The organism is Imperialibacter sp. (assembly GCF_048007035.1).
Classification (GTDB): Bacteria; Bacteroidota; Bacteroidia; order Cytophagales; family Cyclobacteriaceae; genus Imperialibacter.
On the sequence record NZ_CP180355.1, the window covers coordinates 4,376,493 to 4,395,842 of the forward strand.

A 19,350-nucleotide genomic window follows, 5' to 3' on the forward strand; every position below is an offset into this window, starting at 1 on the left:
ACTAATTATTACTTGTAGCTTCTTTGAGTCAATTTGACGTTTTCAAACACAAGATCTTCTTTGTGCAAAGTGGCCTTTCCCGGGCCATTGTATTCCCAGGCAGCTACATAAGAGTAGTTTTCATCGTCTCTTTTGGCTTCTCCTTCTTCAGTTTGGTATTCTTCTCTAAAGTGTCCGCCACAAGATTCGTTGCGATTCAGTGCGTCGTCTATCATCAACTCGCCAAGCTCCAGGAAGTCAGCCACTCTGTTGGCCTTTTCCAGCGACATGTTCAGCTCGTCGCTTGTGCCTACTACTTTCACATCCTTCCAGAATTCATCTCTCAGCTCCTGCACCATCTTCTTGGCCTTCTTCAAGCCTTCGGCAGTTCTCGACATCCCGCAATAATCCCACATGATGTGCCCAAGCTCCTTATGGAACTGGTCCACGGGCTTTTTGCCGTTGATAGAAAGAAGTTTTTCTATCTGGCTTTTGACACCAGTTTCAGCTTCTTTGAAGGCAGGGTGATCCGTTGAGATTTTGTCAGCAGGGTTTTGCGCCAGGTAGTCGCCCAGGGTATAGGGAATGACAAAGTAACCATCGGCGAGGCCCTGCATTAGTGCCGAAGCCCCAAGTCTGTTGGCGCCGTGATCTGAGAAGTTGGCTTCCCCAAGTGCGTAAAGACCAGGTACGTTTGTCTGAAGATTGTAGTCTACCCAAAGGCCACCCATTGTATAGTGCACCGCCGGGTAAATCATCATTGGCGTTTTGTAAGGGTTTTCCCCAACAATCTGCTCATACATATCGAAGAGGTTGCCATACTTTGCCCGGATGGTGTCTTCTCCGTCTCTTTTTATCGCATCGGCAAAGTCCAGATACACTGCAAGGCCGGTCGATCCTACGCCTTTGCCATCATCACAAACATCTTTTGCATTTCTTGAGGCTACGTCACGGGGAACCAGGTTACCAAATGACGGATATTTTCTTTCCAGGTAATAGTCACGATCTGCTTCAGCAATGTCGGCCGGTTTTACTTGTCCTTTTCTCACCTTCTCTGCTGTTGCTTTGTCTTTTGGTACCCACACACGACCGTCGTTGCGGAGCGACTCAGACATCAGCGTGAGCTTCGACTGGAAGTCACCGTGCACAGGAATACAGGTAGGGTGAATCTGCGTGAAGCAAGGGTTGGCAAACAAAGCACCTTTTCTGTGCGCTCTCCAGGCAGCCGTTACGTTGGAGCCCATGGCGTTGGTAGAAAGGAAGAAGACGTTGCCATAGCCACCTGTGCAAAGCAACACTGCATGGGCACTGTGTGACTCTATTTCGCCTGTAATGAGGTTGCGTGCTACAATACCACGTGCCTTGCCATCCACCATTACCAGGTCAAGCATCTCCGTGCGTGGATACATCTTCACTTTGCCGTTGGCTACCTGGCGGCTCAATGCGCTGTAGGCACCAAGCAAAAGCTGCTGGCCTGTCTGGCCTTTGGCATAGAAGGTACGTGACACCTGAGCGCCACCAAATGAACGGTTGGCCAGGAGCCCGCCATAGTCACGGGCGAATGGAACGCCCTGGGCTACGCACTGGTCGATGATGTTGACACTCACTTCAGCAAGCCTGTGAACATTGCCTTCACGGCTTCTGTAGTCACCGCCTTTAATGGTGTCGTAGAAAAGTCGGAATACGCTGTCACCATCATTTTGATAGTTTTTGGCGGCATTGATACCACCCTGGGCAGCGATACTATGAGCCCTCCTTGGGCTATCCTGAAAGCAAAAGGACTTCACGTTGTAACCGAGCTCCGCCAGAGAGGCGGCAGCTGAGGCACCAGCCAGGCCGGTACCTACCACAATCACGTCATATTTACGCTTGTTGGCCGGGTTAACCAGCTTCACATTGAATTTATGTTTGGTCCATTTCTCAGCCAGTGGGCCTGCAGGTATTTTGGAATCTAGCTTCATATATCGATGATGATTAACCTAAACTCTTGATGTAAATAAGGATTGGGATAAGGGCAAACAAGGCCGGAACGATAATGGCGTAGCCTTTACCGATAGCCTTAATAGCCGGAGTATATTTCACGTGATTGAGCCCCAGTGTTTGAAATGCACTGGCAAATCCGTGAGACAGGTGAAAGCCTACGAAGAACATGCTCACCACATACACCGCCGCATACCATACATTGCTGTAAGCCGCTTTCACAACCAGAAACACATTGGGCATTGTTTCACCGTCATAAGTGACCATGGGAATGCTATCGTTTTTGAATTCCCACCAAAAGCCTTTCAAGTGAATTACCAGAAAAACCAAAATCAGTGTACCCAGGATGCCCATGTTGCGGGATGTCCATGGACTGTTGGTGCTGGCAGCAGAATAACCATATTTCACGGGCCTGGCTGTATTGTTTATCCTCGAAAGCCAAATAGAATAAATAACGTGAAGCACAATAAAGGCAAAGTTGAATTTGGACACCAATTGGATAAAAGGATTGTGAGCCATCGTGTGCGCATATATATTAAACGCCTGCCCTTCGTCGTTAAAAATTAACTGGATATTCCCTGCAAGGTGCACGGTGAGGAACAGAATGAGGAAAAGCCCGGTAAGCGCCATGAGGAGCTTTCGGAAGATGCTGCTTTTTAGTGAATCAGTTAACCAACTCATATGTTTTTTGTATTACACAAACGTTTTAAATAGAACCAGCCAAAGGTAATTCCCGAGCGGCACTTTACCAATCCGCCTGTCCTATTTTGAACGCTTCTAAATTTATCCATTGGGGGAAGCACCTGGTTCGTTGTTTATTGATTGATTACCTGCGCTACAACCAGCCGTAAAATGGAATTGTTTTATCTAAAATAGACCTTATGAAAGTCATCGCTTGCTTTGCAGCTTTCCTGCTGGGTTCTCTCAGTTGCCTGTTTGCCAGCCATATCAGAGGTGGGTACATCAGGGTGGTGTCGGGTAGCGGCTCATTATCTTATAAGTTTGAGGTGATTAGATTTACTGACACAGGCTCTTTTACTGGTTTTGGTGGCGGGGAGGTGGATTTTGGAGATGGCACAACTATTAACCTTGAGGAAAGTGATGCCAACCACGAAACTATTTTGCTGGACAATGAGACTTCGCTTACCAAATTTACCATTAACCACACCTACCAGGCACCGGGTGCTTACACTGTCATGTTTAACGAATTTTATCGCAATGCCGGCATCACAAATATGATGAATTCTGTACAGACGCCGTTCTTTGTCTCCACCCAAGTGATTGTTGACCCTTTCTTTGGCACCAATTCCACTCCGGAGTTGGGCGTTTTTCCAGCCGTTTTTTCCAGGGCTGGAAGTCGTTTTTTCAGTGCCGTTGGTAGCAAAGACGAGCAGGGTGATAGCCTGGTCTATAGTTTGGCTGTGCCTTTAAGAGATTTTGCTGAGGAGGTAGATAGCTACCGATGGCCAAATGACATTTCGTTTTATGCTGGAGAAAACCGTGGCGAAACGCCTGTTTTAAAGCTCGACAAGCTTAGTGGTCAGCTAACCTGGGACACCCCCCGCCTTGCCGGTGAGTTTGCCGTTGCCTACAAAGTCATCGAATACAGAAAAGTGGACGGTGAAGTCCACAAGTTGAGCGAAACCACGGTTGACTTACAAATTATTAACGTGGAAAGTGACATGCTGCCACCCAATATTGATTTTGAGTATCAGGGTGCATCAAACGGGCGGATTGATTTTACAGTTGGTTATGAAACAATGACCGCTGATTCTCTCGAATGGAGCTTTTACTGTAGTGGCTCGTTAAATATGAATGGGGCGGATATAAGTGGACATCAGCTTACAGATACCATTGCCGGCGGCGCTAATTTCAATGGGTTTGTAGCATTGCCTCAGTCGGCAGCTAAACCCGTCTATTTTGTGCTGGCGGCTCGCAGTTTGAACAGCCTTAATCCTTTTAAAACTGTTAAATCGTTTGCCGTTAATCCAACCGGAGAAGAATATGTGATTAGTGCCGTCGGTCATCCGAAGGAGGCGGTCATTTTACGAACGTATCCCAATCCGGTAGCTGGTACTATGATCATTCAATTTCCAGAGCTGAATCCGAATAAAGTGCAGGAAATAGAGCTTATTAATGCCGCCGGGCAAAGTATTTTAAAAACCGGCATTCCCATTAATGGTAATTTGGCTACCTTGAACACTGAAGACCTACCTGGAGGAATTTATTTGCTTCGCACCTATCTGGGCCAGCAAATTTATTATTCGAGATTTATAAAAGAGTAATACAAAAAAATACTTGCAACCGTTTAGATGAAATAGCCATAAGGAATAGCATATACAGCGAAAATGAATAATGCTGTTGTAAAGGCAAATTTCATTTCGAATCTGTAGCTATTCCATGTGGCCGCTGAAAAACGAATTATACACATGAAACAAGTGTTTACTTGGTTGATAGAAACCCGTCGACAACAACCTATGTTGAAAAAGTTAATACTGACGCTGAGTGCAGGGCTGATCTTTCTTCTGTCGTCCACTTCAAATGTATCTGCCACCCACATCAGGGCCGGTGAGATTATCGCCCGCAGAATCTCCAATTCCAGCCTCGAGTTCGAGTTTTCAATCATTGGATATACAGATACCGGTTCGACGGTGAAATTTGGCGGCGGTGATATTGATTTTGGTGATGGAACGGTGCTGAATGTTGAGTCAGAAGCTGACCCTGTTGTCACCATCAATTTGGGTGACGAAGTAGCCTCAAACGTTTTTACCATTCGCCATACCTATCAGGCCCCGGGTGTTTATACAGTTAGGTTCAGAGAATTTTACAGAAACGCTGGCGTAGTTAACATGGCTAATAGCGTTGAAACTCCATTTTATACTGAGACGCAGCTGATTATTGACCCTTTTTATGGCCTCAACAACACGCCTGTGCTGCTGGTGCCACCAGTCGACAGGGGCGCAGTTGGTGCCACCTTCATCCACAACCCTGGTGCTTACGACCCCGATGGAGATAGCCTTTCATACAGGATATCAGTGCCCAAAAGGAATTATAATGATACAGTATTTGACTACAGAAGCCCCATCGACCCTAAATTTTACACCAAAGTAGACTACGCCACCGCCAATCAAAATCAAGACGGGCCTCCTACCTTTTCACTCGACCCTGTTTCGGGCAACCTTGTGTGGGATGCGCCTGGTCTGAGAGGCGAATACAACGTTGCTTTTATTGTGGAAGAATGGCGAAATGTGCTGGGCACCTGGGTAAAACTGGGGTATGTGACCAGGGACATGCAGATAATCATTGAGGACTCGGAAAATGATCGTCCGGAAGTTATTGTTCCTGAGGACATCTGCGTGGAGGCTGGCACGCTAATAGAAGAAGCTATTTTTGGCACAGATCCAGAGGGTCTTCCTGTAATATTGGAGGCCTATGGCGGGCCTTTTGAGTTCCTTGGTTCTCCCGCTACTTATACTCCCTTCCCTCCGGCTTATCAGGATTCGCCAGGCACACTGAATTTTACGTGGCAAACGGTGTGTGGACATGTGCGTGACAGGCCTTATGAAGTGCAGTTCAAGGTAGTGGATACTCACCCACCGCCAAATGCAGGCCCAAAGCTTGTGGATTTCAAAACCTGGAACATTACCGTGGTGGCACCGGCTCCTACCGGTTTAACTGCAACTATAAAACCTGACAAGGTCATAGAACTTGAATGGGATGCTTACGAATGTGCCAATGCTGAGTACATACAGATATGGCGACGGGTTGATAGCTACGACTTTACCCCGATTGACTGCGAAGTAGGCATGCCTGACTATGCTGGCTACGAGCTGATTGATGTAGTGGACGACGGAGCACGCTCGTACACCGATGACAACAAAGGCCAAAGACTCGATGTGGCGGCCAACTACTGTTACAGGCTGGTGGCTGTGTTTCCTACGCCGGGCGGTGGTGTCTCTTATGCATCGGCAGAGGCTTGCGGTATTCTTGAAATAAACGCCCCGGTCATTACCAATGTGGATGTGAAGGCGACGTCCGTAGATGCAGGCGAAATAGAGGTCAGGTGGAGTCCACCGATAGAAATTGACCAGGCAAGTTTTCCACCGCCTTATAATTATGAATTGTTCAGAGCAGAAGAACTTCAGGGCGAAAAGAACATGATAAGCCTTGGAGTGATTGCTGACGACACAGTGTTTTTGGATAATGGACTGAACACCAGGGATGTAACCTACAATTACAGGGTTCATCTGGTGGATACCCAGGGGGGAGTGATCGATACTTCCGGCGTAGCTTCTCAGGTGAGGCTGGAGCTAAAGCCGTTGTTGCAGTCTATTGAATTGACCTGGGATGCGAATGTGCCCTGGTCGAACAACACCCAGGATTACCCAATCCATTACATTTACCGCAATAGGGTAGATGAAAATGATCCAAGTCTGCTTGTTCAAATTGCCTCTGTGGACGTCAACGAAGAGGGCTTCTATTTTTGGGACGATGGTTCGTTCAACGGAGTGCCTTTAAACGAAAACCTGGAGTATTGCTATTATGTTACTACCCAGGGCTCCTATGGTAACATCGCCCTGGCCGAGCCCCTGATCAATAATTCGCAAATTATATGCGGGCAACCGAACGATAAGACGCCGCCTTGCGGCCCTGTAAACTTTGTGCTTGACGAAAGCTTCGGCTGTGACGCAGTGCTTCAAAGTCAATCCTGCGATTTCAGCGCCTTTAGCAACAAGTTGAGTTGGGAAAAGGATCCTTCTGATGAGTGTGAAGACGATGTAAGAAGCTTCAATATCTATTTTAGTGAAACTGGCGCTGAGGGTTCCTTTAACCTGATTGATAACGTAATTACTTCTACCTATCGTCACGTTGATTTGACTTCGTTCAAGGGTTGTTATAAAATCTCGGCTGTAGACCGCTCCGGCAATGAAAGTGAGCTGAGTGAGGCCGTTTGCAACGACAATTGCCCTTATTTTGAACTGCCAAATGTATTTACCCCCAATGGTGATGGCAGGAATGATGTATTCAGGCCTTTCTACGACGACGGAACGATCACAGGTTTCGACAGAGCGAAATGTATTCGGTTTGTTGATGCCGTGGTATTTACCGTGTTCGACAGGACAGGTAACGCCATCTACAACTTCACTTCTGCGGGCGTGGAGAACAGTATTTTGATTGACTGGGACGGCCGTACCAACGAGGGCTCGGAACTTCCATCGGGTGTCTATTTTTATACAGCGGACGTTACGTTTGATGTGCTTGACCCCAGGCAAATGAACAAACAATACAAGGGATGGGTGCAGATCATGAAATAGCCGGCATTCCCGACAACCTGATTCTGTTTGATGGAGTGTGCAATCTCTGTAATTCTTCCGTCAATTTCGTAATTGAAAGAGACCGAAAGGCCGTTTTTTCCTTTGCATCTCTTCAGTCGGAGGCAGGGCAGGCGCTTTTGCGCAGTCAGGGTATAACCGAGGCAAAGCTGGAAAGTGTGATGCTGTGGCGAAATAGTGTGCTTTATAAAAAGAGCCGGGCAGCACTCGAAATAAGCAGGCAGCTGAGCGGGCTTTGGCCCATTTTGTATGTATTTAGAATTGTACCCGCTTTTCTGAGAGACTTCGTCTACGACTTTGTAGCGGCCAACCGTTACAAATGGTTTGGCAAGAGAAATCAATGCCGGATGCCGGAACCAGGACTGAAAAAGCGGTTTGTGGAGAACATACCGGCTTGAAAAAAGCTTTGAAACTGAGAGGTAGCTAGCGGTAAACCCTCTTTCAGTTGTTATTGCATAAGTTTGTCACTTAAGTAATTCCAGCTGATGAAAAGACTAGTAGAGGCATTTCTTTTGTTGCTTTTCTCCTGCACGGCTGCATTTGCTACCCATATTAGGGCAGGTGAAATCACTGTCAGACGTATTTCCAATGGCGCTCATACATACGAAATAACTGTCATAGCCTATACCGACACAGGCTCGCCAATTCAGTTTGGCGAAGGAAATATTAACCTGGGCGACGGGTCAGTTTATGCATTAAAAAACCTGGCGGCAAAGGAGACCATTCCACTGGGAAATGATGTGGCTTTTAACAGGTTCGTATTCACTCACACGTATCCAGCGCCGGGTGGTTACACCATCAGCTACCAGGAAAGCAATCGGAATGCTGGTGTTCTGAATATGGTGCGGTCGATTGACACTCCCTTTTACATTGAAACAACGCTGGCAATAGACCCTGCTTACAAGTTAAATAGCAGCCCTGTGCTATTGGTACCCCCGGTTGACAGAGCGGTTGTTGGCGCACGGTTTGTTCACAATCCCGGGGCCTTCGATCAGGATGGTGATAGCCTGGCCTATAAAATGTGGTACCCAAAGCAAAACCGATTTGACTCTGTATTTAATTATCAGAACCCCAATCATAAAATTTTTTACGAAGGCAGGGATTATTTTGCGGCAAATCAAGACCAGGACAGCATTCCATCGTTTACCCTTAACCCCATTAGTGGCGACCTTGTTTGGGATGCGCCAGGGATGGCTGGTGAATACAACGTTGCATTCATTGTAGAGGAATGGCGGTTGTTTTTCGGAGAGTGGAAGCTGCTGGGCCAGGTGACGAGGGATATGCAAATCATCGTGGAGGAGTCGGATAACAAGCCCCCGGATTTGATACTGCCAGAAGACATTTGTGTAGAGGCCGGCACATTCATACAAGACCAGGTCGCTGGTATTGACCCTGAAGGAATGAGGGTTTTGATGGAGGCTTTTGGTGGCCCATTTGAGTTTTCGAGCTGCAGTGCTTCATTTTCTCCAGCCCCACCGATTTATCAACAAACTCCCGGCACACTGAATTTCATGTGGCAGACTGCGTGCAGCCATGTTCGTCAGCGGCCTTATGAAATTCGTTTCAAAGTAACTGATGAGCCTGCCGATGGTGGTGCAAAGCTTGTGGATTTTGACACCTGGAACATCACCGTAGTGGCGCCAGCACCAACAGGACTTGTGGCAAGCTCAGAGCCCAATGGAGTGGTCAGGCTGTCGTGGGATGAGTACGCTTGCACAAATGCCGAATTGCTACAAATTTGGCGACGGGTGGAGAGTTATGATTTCACACCGGCCAACTGTGAGGTGGGCATGCCGGCATATGCCGGTTATGAGCTAATCGACGTGGTTGACGCAGGCGCTCGTGGGTACGCAGACAACAACCTGGGAGCTGGGCTAAATCCCGGCGCTTCCTATTGCTATCGGTTAGTTGCTTCATTTTATGAGCCCGAGGGTGGCCTTTCTTATGTGTCTGCGGAAGCTTGTGCTATCATCAGGGCCGATGCACCGGTGATTACTCACGTGGATGTTGACGCCACTTCAGGTGAAAACGGGAGAGTAAATGTATCATGGGCATCTCCATTTGATGTAGACAAAGTCGATTTTCCACCACCTTATACCTACGAGGTGTTGAGAGCAAAAGGCATGAATGGCGAAAATGAAATAGTAAGTCTTGGCACAACGCAGGATACAACCTGGGTCGATCAGGGGTTGAATACAGCAGACTTTCCATACAATTACCTGGTTCGCCACGTTGCTGAAAACGGACAGCTTGTTGGAGCTTCGTCGGCGGCCTCTACCGTCAGGCTTGAACTGAAGTCAGACAGCACAAGTATTGGTCTCAACTGGAGGTTTGATGTTCCCTGGTCAAACAACTCAAAGGAATTTCCGAAGCATTTCATCTATCGAAATAATGTAGACGTGGTCGACTCCGATGGCTTTTACCTTATTTCATCCATAGACGTCACCCGTCAGGAATTTCGTTTTACGGATACCCTTGGATTGGTGCCTAAGACCGAATACTGCTATTATGTAACCACCCAGGGTAGCTACGGGAACCCCGCAATCGCTGCTCCGCTCCTCAACAGGTCACAGATTATCTGTGGCTACCTCGATGATAAAGTGCCGCCGTGCCCGCCGGTTAGCCTGGCGCTGGACGATGCACTTTCCTGCGAGGCCCAAACTCAGTTTACTGATTGCGGAGCTAGTGACTTTTCTAACAGAATATTGTGGGAAAAGGAAGCTGTGTTTGAGTGCGAAGATGAGGCTGTGAGTTACAATGTGTACTTTTCCGCTCTTGGTGAGGAGGGCACCTACAACCTGATTGCGCAGGTGAATACCACAGACTTCACCCACCAAAACCTAAATTCTTTCAAGGGCTGTTATAGGGTGGCGGCAGTGGACAACTCGGGAAATGAAAGTGAGTGGTCGGGCCCGGTATGCAACGATAACTGCCCCTATTTTGAGCTGCCCAATGTTTTTACACCCAACAACGACGGGAAGAATGACCTTTTTATCCCTTATTACAACGATGGAGCCATCGCCGGTTTTGATTTAACGAGGTGCATGCGTTTTGTGAAGGCGGTCGATTTTAAAGTATACGACAGGTCAGGTAAGATAGTGTTCTATACCAATTCCAGTGGTGTTGAAGGCTCAATTTTTATCAACTGGGCAGGACAAACGGAGGCAGGAATAGATCTCCCTTCGGGGGTTTACTACTATGTGGCCGATGTAGAATTTGATGTGCTGGATCAGCAGCAGGGTAGGGAAGAGTTAAAAGGCTGGGTTCAGCTGGTTAGGTGATTAATGCGTCTTCTTTTCAGGAACTGACATTTGCATATTCTTTGTAGCTTTGGGGTTTCAAACTAACTCACATCGTCTATGAATGCATATGTTTTCCCAGGACAGGGGGCTCAGTTTTCCGGAATGGGCAAGGAGCTGTACGACACCAATGAAAAGGCAAAAGCGCTGTTCGAAAAAGCCAATGAAATACTGGGATTTAGGATTACAGATGTCATGTTCAGTGGTTCTGATGAAGAGCTAAAGCAAACTAAAGTCACCCAGCCGGCCATCTTTATACATTCAGTGGTGATGGCGATGGTTTCAGATAATTTCAAACCCGACATGGTAGCTGGCCATTCTCTTGGCGAATTCTCGGCACTTGTGGCCAATAAATCGCTCTCTTTTGAAGATGGACTTCGCCTCGTTAGCAAACGGGCGCTCGCCATGCAAAAAGCTTGTGAGCTGACGCCGTCCACCATGGCTGCGGTGCTGGGACTCGACGACGCAAAGGTAGAAGAAGTTTGTGCTTCAGTTACTGGCGAGGTGGTAGTGCCTGCCAACTACAACTGCCCGGGTCAGTTGGTTATATCAGGGTCTGTGAAGGGGATAGAAATTGCTTGCGAGAAAATGAAAGAGGCAGGGGCAAAAAGGGCGTTGGTGTTGCCTGTTGGAGGGGCGTTTCATTCTCCGCTGATGGAGCCAGCCAGACAAGAGCTTGCAGCCGCTATTGAGGCGACTCATTTCTCTCAGCCAATATGCCCGGTTTATCAAAATGTAACGACAAAAGGATCGGTTAATATTGATGAAATTAAAAAGAACTTGATTTCGCAGCTTACAGCTCCTGTAAAGTGGACACAGTCGGTTCAGAACATGGTGGCCGACGGTGCCGTCAACTTCATTGAATGCGGTCCGGGTAAGGTACTTCAGGGGCTTGTGAAGAAAATTTCACCCGAGGTTTCTGCGGGTAGTTTGTGATCTGTAAATATTAAAAGCTGATCTTCAAATTGTTATGTGAATAGCCTCCTTGTGGGGCACTTTTCTTGAAACGTTCACAAAACATTACATCACTTTCACTTCTTCGAGTTCGCCTATCTTGTCCTCAAGACGTTGGAAAAGTTTTTGAAAGAGGCCATTGAGTTTGAGGGTCAGTGCTTCGGTGTGCAGGTTTTTGTCGCCGTCATAGAAGCTTGTCACTTGAGTGAGTGCGTCAATTAGCTCAGTATACTCAAGGGTATTTAAGGTGGAGAAAATTTTGTGCTTTAGGTGAGAAAAGGCCGTAGAATCACCTTTTTCGATGCTTGCGGTTATTTTGCCATGAGCTTTTTTAAACTCCTGGTACATAAATTCAAGCAACTCCCTGTAGGCAATAGGGCTGCTCCGGTATAAGCTGTCTAGGTTTTCGAAGTTCATCACAAAAATAAAGGGATAACATTTACTTGTTATCCCTAAATTAAGCCTTTTAACTTTTGCGGTTTATGAAAAATTCGGAAGAACCTTACTCCGACATTTTAGCGTCCATGCGTTTCCGCTCATTTTCATCAAGATAGATTTTTCTCATCCTGATAGAAAGAGGAGTCACTTCCACGTATTCGTCTTTTTTGATATACTCCAGTGCTTCTTCCAAAGAGAACCTTCTTTTTGGGTAGATCTTCGCACTATCGTCAGTTCCGGATGCCCTTACGTTGGTGAGTTTTTTACCCTCCTGAACGTTTACAACAAGATCATTATTTCTAGAGTGCTCTCCAATGACCATGCCGCCATATACTTCTTCCCCTGGATCAATAAAGAAAACGCCACGATCCTGTAGTTTGTCTAGCTTATAGGCAGTAGCGCTTCCCGTATCCACAGATATGATTGATCCATTAATTCTCCCTGGTATAGGCCCCTTGTAAGGCTGGTAGCTCAGAAAACGGTGGGTCATAATTGCCTCACCCTGAGTAGCAGTTAGCACGCTGTTTCTTAGCCCGATGATCCCACGAGCGGGAATCTCAAATTCCAGGTGCTGCAAGTCGCCTTTTGGCTCCATGATCTTGAGTTCGGCCTTCTTTTGAGTGGCAAATTCAATTACCTTACCTGCAGACTCCTGTGGCACGTCTACAACAAGTAATTCGATAGGCTCATTGCGTACTCCGTCGATTTCTTTGAACAACACCTGAGGCTGTCCAACCTGGAATTCATAACCTTCACGGCGCATGGTTTCGATCAGGATGGACAAGTGAAGCACTCCACGTCCGTATACAAGGAACTTGTCTTCAGAAGTGGTTTCTTCAATCTTAAGTGCAAGGTTCTTTTCAGTTTCTTTGAAAAGACGGTCTCTTACGTGACGAGAGGTTACGAACTTCCCTTCCTTACCGTAGAAAGGTGAGTTGTTAATAGTGAAGAGCATACTCATAGTAGGCTCATCTATAGATATGCGTGGCAGCGGCTGCGGGTTCTCAAAATCAGTGATTGTATCACCGATCTCGAAATCTTCAATTCCCACAAGTGCACAAATATCGCCAGCTGATACCTCAGGTACTCTTAGTCTCCCAAGCCCCTCAAATACACTGATTTCTTTTATTCTTACTTTCTTAACAACACCATTTTTCTTACAAAGACCCACAGTGGCACCTTCAACAAGTTTGCCCTGAAACACCCTGCCGATAGCAATACGACCGGTATAGGCGTTAAAATCAAGAGAGGTGATTTGCATTTGTGGCAAGCCCTCTCTCAAAGGAGCCGGAGGAATTACTTCCAGAATCGTATCGAGAAGGGCAGTGATATCTTCAGTTTTTTCTTTCCAGTCGTGGCTCATCCAGCCGTGCTTCGAAGAACCGTAAACAGTTCTGAAGTCAAGTTGGTCTTCAGTAGCGTCCAGGTTGTACATTAGCTCAAACACCTGCTCATGTACTTCGTCAGGGCGACAGTTCTCTTTGTCTACTTTGTTAATAACTACGATAGGCTTAAGTCCCAGCGCAATCGCCTTGCTTAATACAAAGCGTGTTTGAGGCATAGGGCCTTCAAAGGCGTCTACCAAAAGCAACACGCCATCAGCCATTTTCAGTACCCTCTCCACTTCACCTCCGAAATCGGAGTGACCAGGGGTGTCGATAATGTTGATCTTAACGTCTTTGTAACGAATAGATACATTTTTTGACAGGATGGTGATGCCACGCTCTCTTTCCAGGTCATTGTTGTCAAGGATCAAGTCCCCAAACTCCTGGTTTTCCCTGAAAAGCTTGGACTGGTGGATGATTTTGTCAACCAAAGTAGTTTTACCGTGGTCAACGTGCGCTATGATAGCGATATTACGGATATTATCAGACATGTCTTTAGAAATTCGCCCGCAAAGGTACGAATAAAACATGGCTAAAAGAAGGCATGTTAAGAAATAGTAATTTCAAAGGCAAGTTGAGTGAACAGAAAGCCAGCCGCTTAGTTTATTTCGTCTTCTTTTTTTGCGATTCTTTGTAAGCCGTTTCGAGCGCATCTTTTACCAACTCTTCCGGTACGTTATCCAGCTCAAACGTAGTCCAGCCCTGCTGGCCCCATTTGTTGGGAACCGCATATACCCCTTTTTCAAATTCGCAAAAAACGGATTGATCTACCTCGTTGAACTTGAGGTTGGCAGTGTGGCTGGCCTCATGAAGCGTAGCAAATATCACCCTGGCTTTGAAGGCAGCTCTGTCGAAGTGCGGTTTTTCTTCGACCCCCGGAAACGCCGACGCAATTTTTCTAAATACCTCTATGGTTGCCAAAGCAAATCTTGTTGATGTGCTCAGCAAATTAATAAATACGTTGTTAAGTCAAACCGAAAATGAAATCGTATCCGATGGATTCTTTGTGCCGACTTTAGCAGCTCAACTCTTAAACACTTTCACTCTTTCCCCTATCTTTGCAGCCCAAACCAAGAATAATGGCTAAGAAGACTTACAAAAGACACACCGTTACCGCTGCATTGATCTATGCCAATGGCCCCATCCATATAGGGCATTTGGCTGGCTGCTATCTCCCATCCGACATCTATGTGAGGTATATGCGCTCAATGGGGGAGGATATTGTGTTTGTGAGTGGAACGGATGAGCACGGCGTACCCATCACGCTGAAAGCCCGCAATGAGGGAACAACGCCTCAGGCGGTGGTGGATAAATACTACGACATCATTAAGAACTCTTTTGCTGAGTTTGGTATTTCTTTCGATACCTATTCACGCACAAGCCGGGAGATTCATCATAAGACCTCGCAGGATTTTTTCCTTAATCTTTATGAGAAGGGGATTTTTGAAGAACAAACCACCGAGCAGTATTTTGATGAAAAGGCCAACCAGTTTTTGGCAGACAGATATATAGTAGGTACATGCCCCACTTGCGGCAACGAAAACGCCTACGGCGATCAGTGCGAAAAATGTGGGAGTACCCTAAGCCCGCAGGAGCTTGGCAACCCCCGCTCCATGCTGAGCGGCAAGAAACCTGTGCTGAAGCCAACCAAAAACTGGTACATGCCGCTGGATAAGCTTCAACCCAAAATTGAGAAGTACGTAGACAGCCACCCTGAGTGGAAAACTAACGTATTTGGGCAGTGCAAAAGCTGGCTAAACCAGGGCCTGCAGCCTCGCTCCATGACTCGTGACCTCGACTGGGGGGTGAAAGTGCCATTGCCAGACACAGAGGGGAAGGTGCTTTATGTGTGGTTCGATGCACCCATTGGCTATATCTCCGCCACAAAGGAACTAAAGCCCAACGACTGGGAGAAATACTGGAAGGATGAGGACACCCGCCTGGTGCACTTTATTGGTAAGGACAATATCGTTTTCCACTGCATCATTTTCCCTTCCATGCTGATGGAGCACGGCGATTTCGTGGTGCCCGACAACGTGCCTGCCAACGAATTCATGAATCTTGAGGGGCAGAAGATAAGCACCAGCCGCAACTGGGCAGTGTGGCTGCACGAGTACCTGGAGGAATTCCCCGGCAAGCAAGACGTGCTTCGCTATGTGCTTTGCGCCAATGCGCCGGAAACCAAGGACAATGACTTTACCTGGAAAGATTTCCAGACAAGAAATAACAGTGAGCTGGTGGCCATCTTTGGAAACTTTGTGAACAGGGCAGTGGTGCTTACTCATAAGTATTATGACGGTAAGGTGCCTCAGAGGGGAGAGCTCTTTCAGTTTGATGAAGAGACGCTGGCTAAGTTGGCGGAATTCCCAGGGGTGATTGCTGGCTCTATCGAACAGTTCAAGTTCCGGGAAGCGTTGGCTTCGTTGATGGACCTGGCGAGGTTGGGTAATAAGTACCTGGCCGACACGGAGCCATGGAAGCTGATCAAGACAGACCCTGAGCGGGTGAAAACCATCATGAATATTGCGCTGCAAATAGCGGCCACACTGCAGGTGGTGTGTGAGCCCTTTTTGCCATTCACTGCCAGCAAGTTGGGTGGCATGTTTAACCAGAAAGGCGTCAAATGGAGTGACCTTGGAAAAGGTGATCTTTTAGCGGCTGGGCACCAGCTGGAGGCAGCGACGTTGCTGTTCGAAAAAATAGAAGACGATGTGGTGGAGGCTCAGATAGCAAAGCTGGAAGCAACAAAAAAACTAAACAGTCCTGCCGAAATAGCAGGCAAAATAAAAAAAGCAGAAAAAATGGAAGTACCCGGGCTTAAGGAAGAGATAGTGTATGACGATTTCACCAAGCTTGACTTGCGAGTGGCTACTGTGCTGGAGTGCGAAAGAGTGCCCAAGTCGGACAAGCTGCTCAAGTTTTTGCTCGACACGGGCATCGACAAACGCACGATCTTGAGTGGCATTGCTAAACATTACCAGCCAGAAGACCTTATAGGTAAACAGGTAGTGGTGCTGGCTAATCTGGCGCCCCGCAAAATGATGGGTATTGAATCGCAGGGCATGATTTTGTCAGCTGAGGATGAAGAGGGTAACCTGAGATTGTTGCAGGCCAATGCGGTGACAAATCCGGGAGCGACCATCAGCTGATATTGTCGTTAGATTAAAGAGGTTACTCTGTGCGGTACTGCACAGCGTAACCTCTTTAATTTGAAACCACCTTTCGCTTCGTCGAGAAATTGGACGCTCATCAAAATCCATGTTGTTTCTTGTACCAACCCATATTAACTTAGCACGCCGTTAGAAAGACTATACGATGAGAGAAATACAATTCAGAGAAGCCCTTCGTGAGGCGATGAACGAAGAGATGAGAAAAGACCCCAAAATATTCCTGATGGGGGAAGAAGTGGCCGAATACAATGGTGCCTACAAGGTAAGCCAGGGTATGCTTGATGAGTTTGGGCCAGAAAGAGTGATCGACACCCCCATTGCTGAATTGGGTTTTGGTGGACTGGGCGTTGGTGCCGCTATGAACGGACTGCGACCAATCATAGAATTTATGACCTTTAACTTCTCATTGGTAGCCATCGACCAAATCATTAACGGCGCTGCCAAAATGATGTCGATGTCAGGTGGACAGTTCAATGTGCCTATCGTTTTCCGTGGACCTACAGGAAACGCAGGCCAGCTGAGCTCACAGCACTCACAAAACTTTGAAAACTGGTTTGCCAACACTCCTGGTTTGAAGGTGGTGGTGCCCTCCAACCCCTACGATGCCAAAGGCTTGCTGAAGTCGTCTATCCGTGACGACGATCCGGTTATTTTCATGGAGTCGGAGCTGATGTATGGCGACAAAGGTGAAGTGCCTGAAAGTGAATATCTGATTCCACTTGGTACTGCCAAGGTGGTGAGAGAGGGAAATGATGTAACTATCGTTTCATTTGGTAAAATGATGAAAGTGGCTTTCGAAGCTGCCGATGCCCTTCAGCAGGAAGGAGTTTCAGCCGAGGTTATCGACTTGATGAGCGTACGCCCTATCGACTACGATACAGTGGTGAATTCGGTGAAGAAAACCAACAGGTTGGTGATTGTGGAAGAAGCCTGGCCTCTGGCGTCTATTGCTTCAGAAATCACTTACCACATTCAGCGCTACGCTTTCGATTACCTGGATGCGCCAGTAAGGAGAGTAACCAATCTCGATGTGCCACTGCCATACGCCCCCACACTGATTGAATTCATTTTGCCTAACGCAAAGAAGACGATTGATGCGGTGAATGCGGTGATGTATCGCTAAAAAATAAAAACATTGAAGTTAAAAGGCCCGCCAATGGGCCTTTTTTTATGCCTTATGAGCTGAAGGAAGGCTACTGTTGCCCTGGTCGTTGATGAACTGACAGACTGATTTTAATCCAGATTCTGTATTTTAGAAAAACCCGGGGAGGGGCTCGTCCGTAAATTCCATATCAAATAAAGTTAGTATGGAATCACTTTTTGACCAAAAACCTGCACTAATTCTAATAGACATACAAAAGGCCTTTGAAGATATTGCGTACTGGGGTGGGCATCGCAACAATCCAAATGCTGAACAGAATGCGTCGGAGCTACTTTTTATGTGGAGAATTCACCAGTTGCCAGTCTTCCATGTTCGACACTCTTCTGCAAACCCCCGGTCGCCATTGCATCCTTCTAACCCGGGCCATGCTTTTAATGAACTTGTGGAGCCTTTACCGGGAGAGCCCTTGGTGGAGAAAAATGTCAATAGCGCTTTTATAGGAACAAACCTTGAAAGCCGACTGAATGAGAAAGGAATTGACACGCTGGTCATTGTCGGGTTAACTACCGATCATTGCGTTTCAACCACCACAAGAATGGCCGGCAACCTGGGCTACAAAACCTATTTGGTGCACGACGCAACGGCTACTTTTAACAAAATCGGACATGACGGAAATGAGTATTCCGCTGGAGTCATTCATGCCACGGCCATTGCCAGTTTGAAAGACGAATTTGCACAGATTGTTTCAACCGATTCGCTAAAAGCGATGGAGCCGATATTGAATTAAATAAAATCAATTCTAATGATCGTTGCTAACCGCTGCCCGGATCAGGAAACGCTCACCCGACTAAGGAATAAAGTCAATAGCGGTGACAATCGAGTGCTGGAATGGCCCAATGTGGTAGTAAACACCCACTATCAGGCGTTCGAGAAAGAGATACCCGAGAGCTCATTCACTATCTTTTCTGTCAATACCGACGGGCTGGTGACGCTCACTACCAATGGTCGTGATGTCAGGTTTTGCAAGGAGACTATTTGTGTTGTTAACCCCTTTGAGCACTTCAGCTTCTCAATTCGTGACTCATTACCAGTCAACGTTATGAATGTTCACCTGGGCTTTGATACTTACAATGAGATCCTTTCGAATCTCCTGTCGGACGATGAAAAGCTGCTCGACAACCCGGCTGGACGCAAAGAGCCTTATTTGTTTGATAACCGACTTTTTTTCAACGAGCCCCTGTTTAGAGGCAAGCTACTTAGCTACCAGAGTAACAACGGCGATGAATACCTTTTGGAACTGATGGACGTGATGGGAGGACTGATTGGCAAAAACAAAAAGTCTGCTATGAGGATTCCGTCCCAAAAAAGCGCCACCCGAGCTGAGCTTTTCAAGAGGGTAGCCATGGGCAGAGATATCATTTTCAGCCAGTATAGCGACCCATCGTTGACGGTAGATGCCCTGAGCAGGGAGGTGTTGATGTCGAAATTTCATTTTATTCGGGTATTCAGGCAGGCCTTTGGGTTTACACCGCACAAACTGATTCAGCAGGTGAGGGTAAGAAAAGCACTCGAGTATATCGGGAGTGGCGAGATGACCATTGCCGACGTGGCCGACAAAGTTGGTTTTCAGGAGGCTAACTCACTTTATCCTTTGATCAGAGGGAGACGATTTGAGTTTAATTAGCAATTTCGAATAGCTGGCGTGGGTTG

General features: G+C 47.0%; 15 protein-coding genes. 10 read left to right on the forward strand and 5 right to left on the reverse strand.

Going from position 1 to position 19,350, the window contains the following annotated elements:
- Window positions 1-8: 8 nt before the first annotated feature.
- Complete coding sequence (locus tag ACMVP2_RS18885; protein WP_416864630.1) at window positions 9-1,940, reverse strand: fumarate reductase/succinate dehydrogenase flavoprotein subunit; 1,932 nt, start codon at window positions 1,938-1,940, stop codon at window positions 9-11.
- Window positions 1,941-1,953: 13 nt separating this feature from the next.
- The gene (locus tag ACMVP2_RS18890) at window positions 1,954-2,640 is read right to left on the reverse strand and encodes a succinate dehydrogenase cytochrome b subunit (RefSeq protein ID WP_416864631.1); all 687 of its coding nucleotides are present in this window, start codon (window positions 2,638-2,640) and stop codon (window positions 1,954-1,956) included.
- A gap of 200 nt (window positions 2,641-2,840) precedes the next feature.
- Between ACMVP2_RS18890 and ACMVP2_RS18895 the strand changes: the two genes are divergently transcribed.
- From ACMVP2_RS18895 to fabD, 5 genes are all read left to right on the forward strand, one after another.
- The gene (locus ACMVP2_RS18895) at window positions 2,841-4,244 is read left to right on the forward strand and encodes a T9SS type A sorting domain-containing protein (protein WP_416864632.1); all 1,404 of its coding nucleotides are present in this window, start codon (window positions 2,841-2,843) and stop codon (window positions 4,242-4,244) included.
- Window positions 4,245-4,436: 192 nt separating this feature from the next.
- On the forward strand, window positions 4,437-7,274 hold the full coding sequence (locus ACMVP2_RS18900) for a gliding motility-associated C-terminal domain-containing protein (protein ID WP_416864633.1): 2,838 nt from the start codon (window positions 4,437-4,439) through the stop codon (window positions 7,272-7,274).
- Entirely contained in the window at window positions 7,253-7,690 is a 438-nt protein-coding gene (locus ACMVP2_RS18905; RefSeq protein ID WP_416864634.1) for a thiol-disulfide oxidoreductase DCC family protein, read from the forward strand. The genes ACMVP2_RS18900 and ACMVP2_RS18905 overlap by 22 nt, the downstream gene beginning before the upstream one ends.
- Before the next feature lie 87 nt (window positions 7,691-7,777).
- Window positions 7,778-10,573, forward strand: a complete 2,796-nt coding sequence (locus tag ACMVP2_RS18910; protein ID WP_416864635.1) for a gliding motility-associated C-terminal domain-containing protein — start codon at window positions 7,778-7,780, stop codon at window positions 10,571-10,573.
- Window positions 10,574-10,651: 78 nt separating this feature from the next.
- Window positions 10,652-11,527 carry an ACP S-malonyltransferase gene (fabD, locus tag ACMVP2_RS18915; protein WP_416864636.1) on the forward strand — a complete coding sequence of 292 codons (876 nt, stop codon included), beginning with the start codon at window positions 10,652-10,654 and terminating at the stop codon, window positions 11,525-11,527.
- An 84-nt stretch (window positions 11,528-11,611) separates the two neighbouring features.
- Here the strand turns inward: fabD and ACMVP2_RS18920 are convergent, their stop codons facing one another.
- From ACMVP2_RS18920 to ACMVP2_RS18930, 3 genes are all read right to left on the reverse strand, one after another.
- Complete coding sequence (locus tag ACMVP2_RS18920; protein WP_416864637.1) at window positions 11,612-11,962, reverse strand: hypothetical protein; 351 nt, start codon at window positions 11,960-11,962, stop codon at window positions 11,612-11,614.
- Between the two features lie 85 nt (window positions 11,963-12,047).
- Window positions 12,048-13,859: a translational GTPase TypA gene (typA, locus tag ACMVP2_RS18925; RefSeq protein WP_416864638.1), complete on the reverse strand. Its 1,812-nt coding sequence runs from the start codon at window positions 13,857-13,859 to the stop codon at window positions 12,048-12,050.
- 112 nt (window positions 13,860-13,971) lie between these two features.
- The gene (locus ACMVP2_RS18930) at window positions 13,972-14,289 is read right to left on the reverse strand and encodes an MmcQ/YjbR family DNA-binding protein (protein WP_416864639.1); all 318 of its coding nucleotides are present in this window, start codon (window positions 14,287-14,289) and stop codon (window positions 13,972-13,974) included.
- On the opposite strand from ACMVP2_RS18930, the gene ACMVP2_RS18935 reads away from it, so the two are divergent.
- The 5 genes from ACMVP2_RS18935 (at window position 14,279) to ACMVP2_RS18955 (ending at window position 19,324) form a co-directional block, all read left to right on the forward strand.
- Window positions 14,279-14,455 (forward strand): hypothetical protein, encoded by a 177-nt coding sequence (locus ACMVP2_RS18935; protein WP_416864640.1) that lies wholly within the window; start codon window positions 14,279-14,281, stop codon window positions 14,453-14,455. The two genes, ACMVP2_RS18930 and ACMVP2_RS18935, sit on opposite strands and share 11 nt — an antisense overlap.
- Entirely contained in the window at window positions 14,448-16,517 is a 2,070-nt protein-coding gene (metG, locus tag ACMVP2_RS18940) for a methionine--tRNA ligase (RefSeq protein WP_416864641.1), read from the forward strand. The genes ACMVP2_RS18935 and metG overlap by 8 nt, the downstream gene beginning before the upstream one ends.
- Before the next feature lie 166 nt (window positions 16,518-16,683).
- Window positions 16,684-17,661, forward strand: coding sequence for a pyruvate dehydrogenase complex E1 component subunit beta (locus ACMVP2_RS18945; RefSeq protein WP_317490486.1), 978 nt, complete (start codon window positions 16,684-16,686; stop codon window positions 17,659-17,661).
- A 184-nt stretch (window positions 17,662-17,845) separates the two neighbouring features.
- Entirely contained in the window at window positions 17,846-18,427 is a 582-nt protein-coding gene (locus tag ACMVP2_RS18950; RefSeq protein WP_339786092.1) for a cysteine hydrolase family protein, read from the forward strand.
- 15 nt (window positions 18,428-18,442) lie between these two features.
- A complete protein-coding gene (locus ACMVP2_RS18955; protein ID WP_416864642.1) occupies window positions 18,443-19,324 on the forward strand; it encodes a helix-turn-helix domain-containing protein in 882 nt (293 codons plus the stop codon).
- The last annotated feature ends 26 nt before the right edge of the window (window positions 19,325-19,350 follow it).

Excerpts from the sequence above, each read along its gene's own strand:
- ACMVP2_RS18885 (WP_416864630.1), bottom strand. The coding sequence starts at position 1,940 with ATGAAGCTAGATTCCAAAATACCTGCAGGCCCACTGGCTGAGAAATGG.
- ACMVP2_RS18890 (WP_416864631.1), bottom strand. The coding sequence starts at position 2,640 with ATGAGTTGGTTAACTGATTCACTAAAAAGCAGCATCTTCCGAAAGCTC.
- ACMVP2_RS18895 (WP_416864632.1), top strand. The coding sequence starts at position 2,841 with ATGAAAGTCATCGCTTGCTTTGCAGCTTTCCTGCTGGGTTCTCTCAGT.
- ACMVP2_RS18900 (WP_416864633.1), top strand. The coding sequence starts at position 4,437 with ATGTTGAAAAAGTTAATACTGACGCTGAGTGCAGGGCTGATCTTTCTT.
- ACMVP2_RS18905 (WP_416864634.1), top strand. The coding sequence starts at position 7,253 with ATGGGTGCAGATCATGAAATAGCCGGCATTCCCGACAACCTGATTCTG.
- ACMVP2_RS18910 (WP_416864635.1), top strand. The coding sequence starts at position 7,778 with ATGAAAAGACTAGTAGAGGCATTTCTTTTGTTGCTTTTCTCCTGCACG.
- fabD (WP_416864636.1), top strand. The coding sequence starts at position 10,652 with ATGAATGCATATGTTTTCCCAGGACAGGGGGCTCAGTTTTCCGGAATG.
- ACMVP2_RS18920 (WP_416864637.1), bottom strand. The coding sequence starts at position 11,962 with ATGAACTTCGAAAACCTAGACAGCTTATACCGGAGCAGCCCTATTGCC.
- typA (WP_416864638.1), bottom strand. The coding sequence starts at position 13,859 with ATGTCTGATAATATCCGTAATATCGCTATCATAGCGCACGTTGACCAC.
- ACMVP2_RS18935 (WP_416864640.1), top strand. The coding sequence starts at position 14,279 with ATGGTTGCCAAAGCAAATCTTGTTGATGTGCTCAGCAAATTAATAAAT.
- metG (WP_416864641.1), top strand. The coding sequence starts at position 14,448 with ATGGCTAAGAAGACTTACAAAAGACACACCGTTACCGCTGCATTGATC.
- ACMVP2_RS18945 (WP_317490486.1), top strand. The coding sequence starts at position 16,684 with ATGAGAGAAATACAATTCAGAGAAGCCCTTCGTGAGGCGATGAACGAA.
- ACMVP2_RS18950 (WP_339786092.1), top strand. The coding sequence starts at position 17,846 with ATGGAATCACTTTTTGACCAAAAACCTGCACTAATTCTAATAGACATA.
- ACMVP2_RS18955 (WP_416864642.1), top strand. The coding sequence starts at position 18,443 with ATGATCGTTGCTAACCGCTGCCCGGATCAGGAAACGCTCACCCGACTA.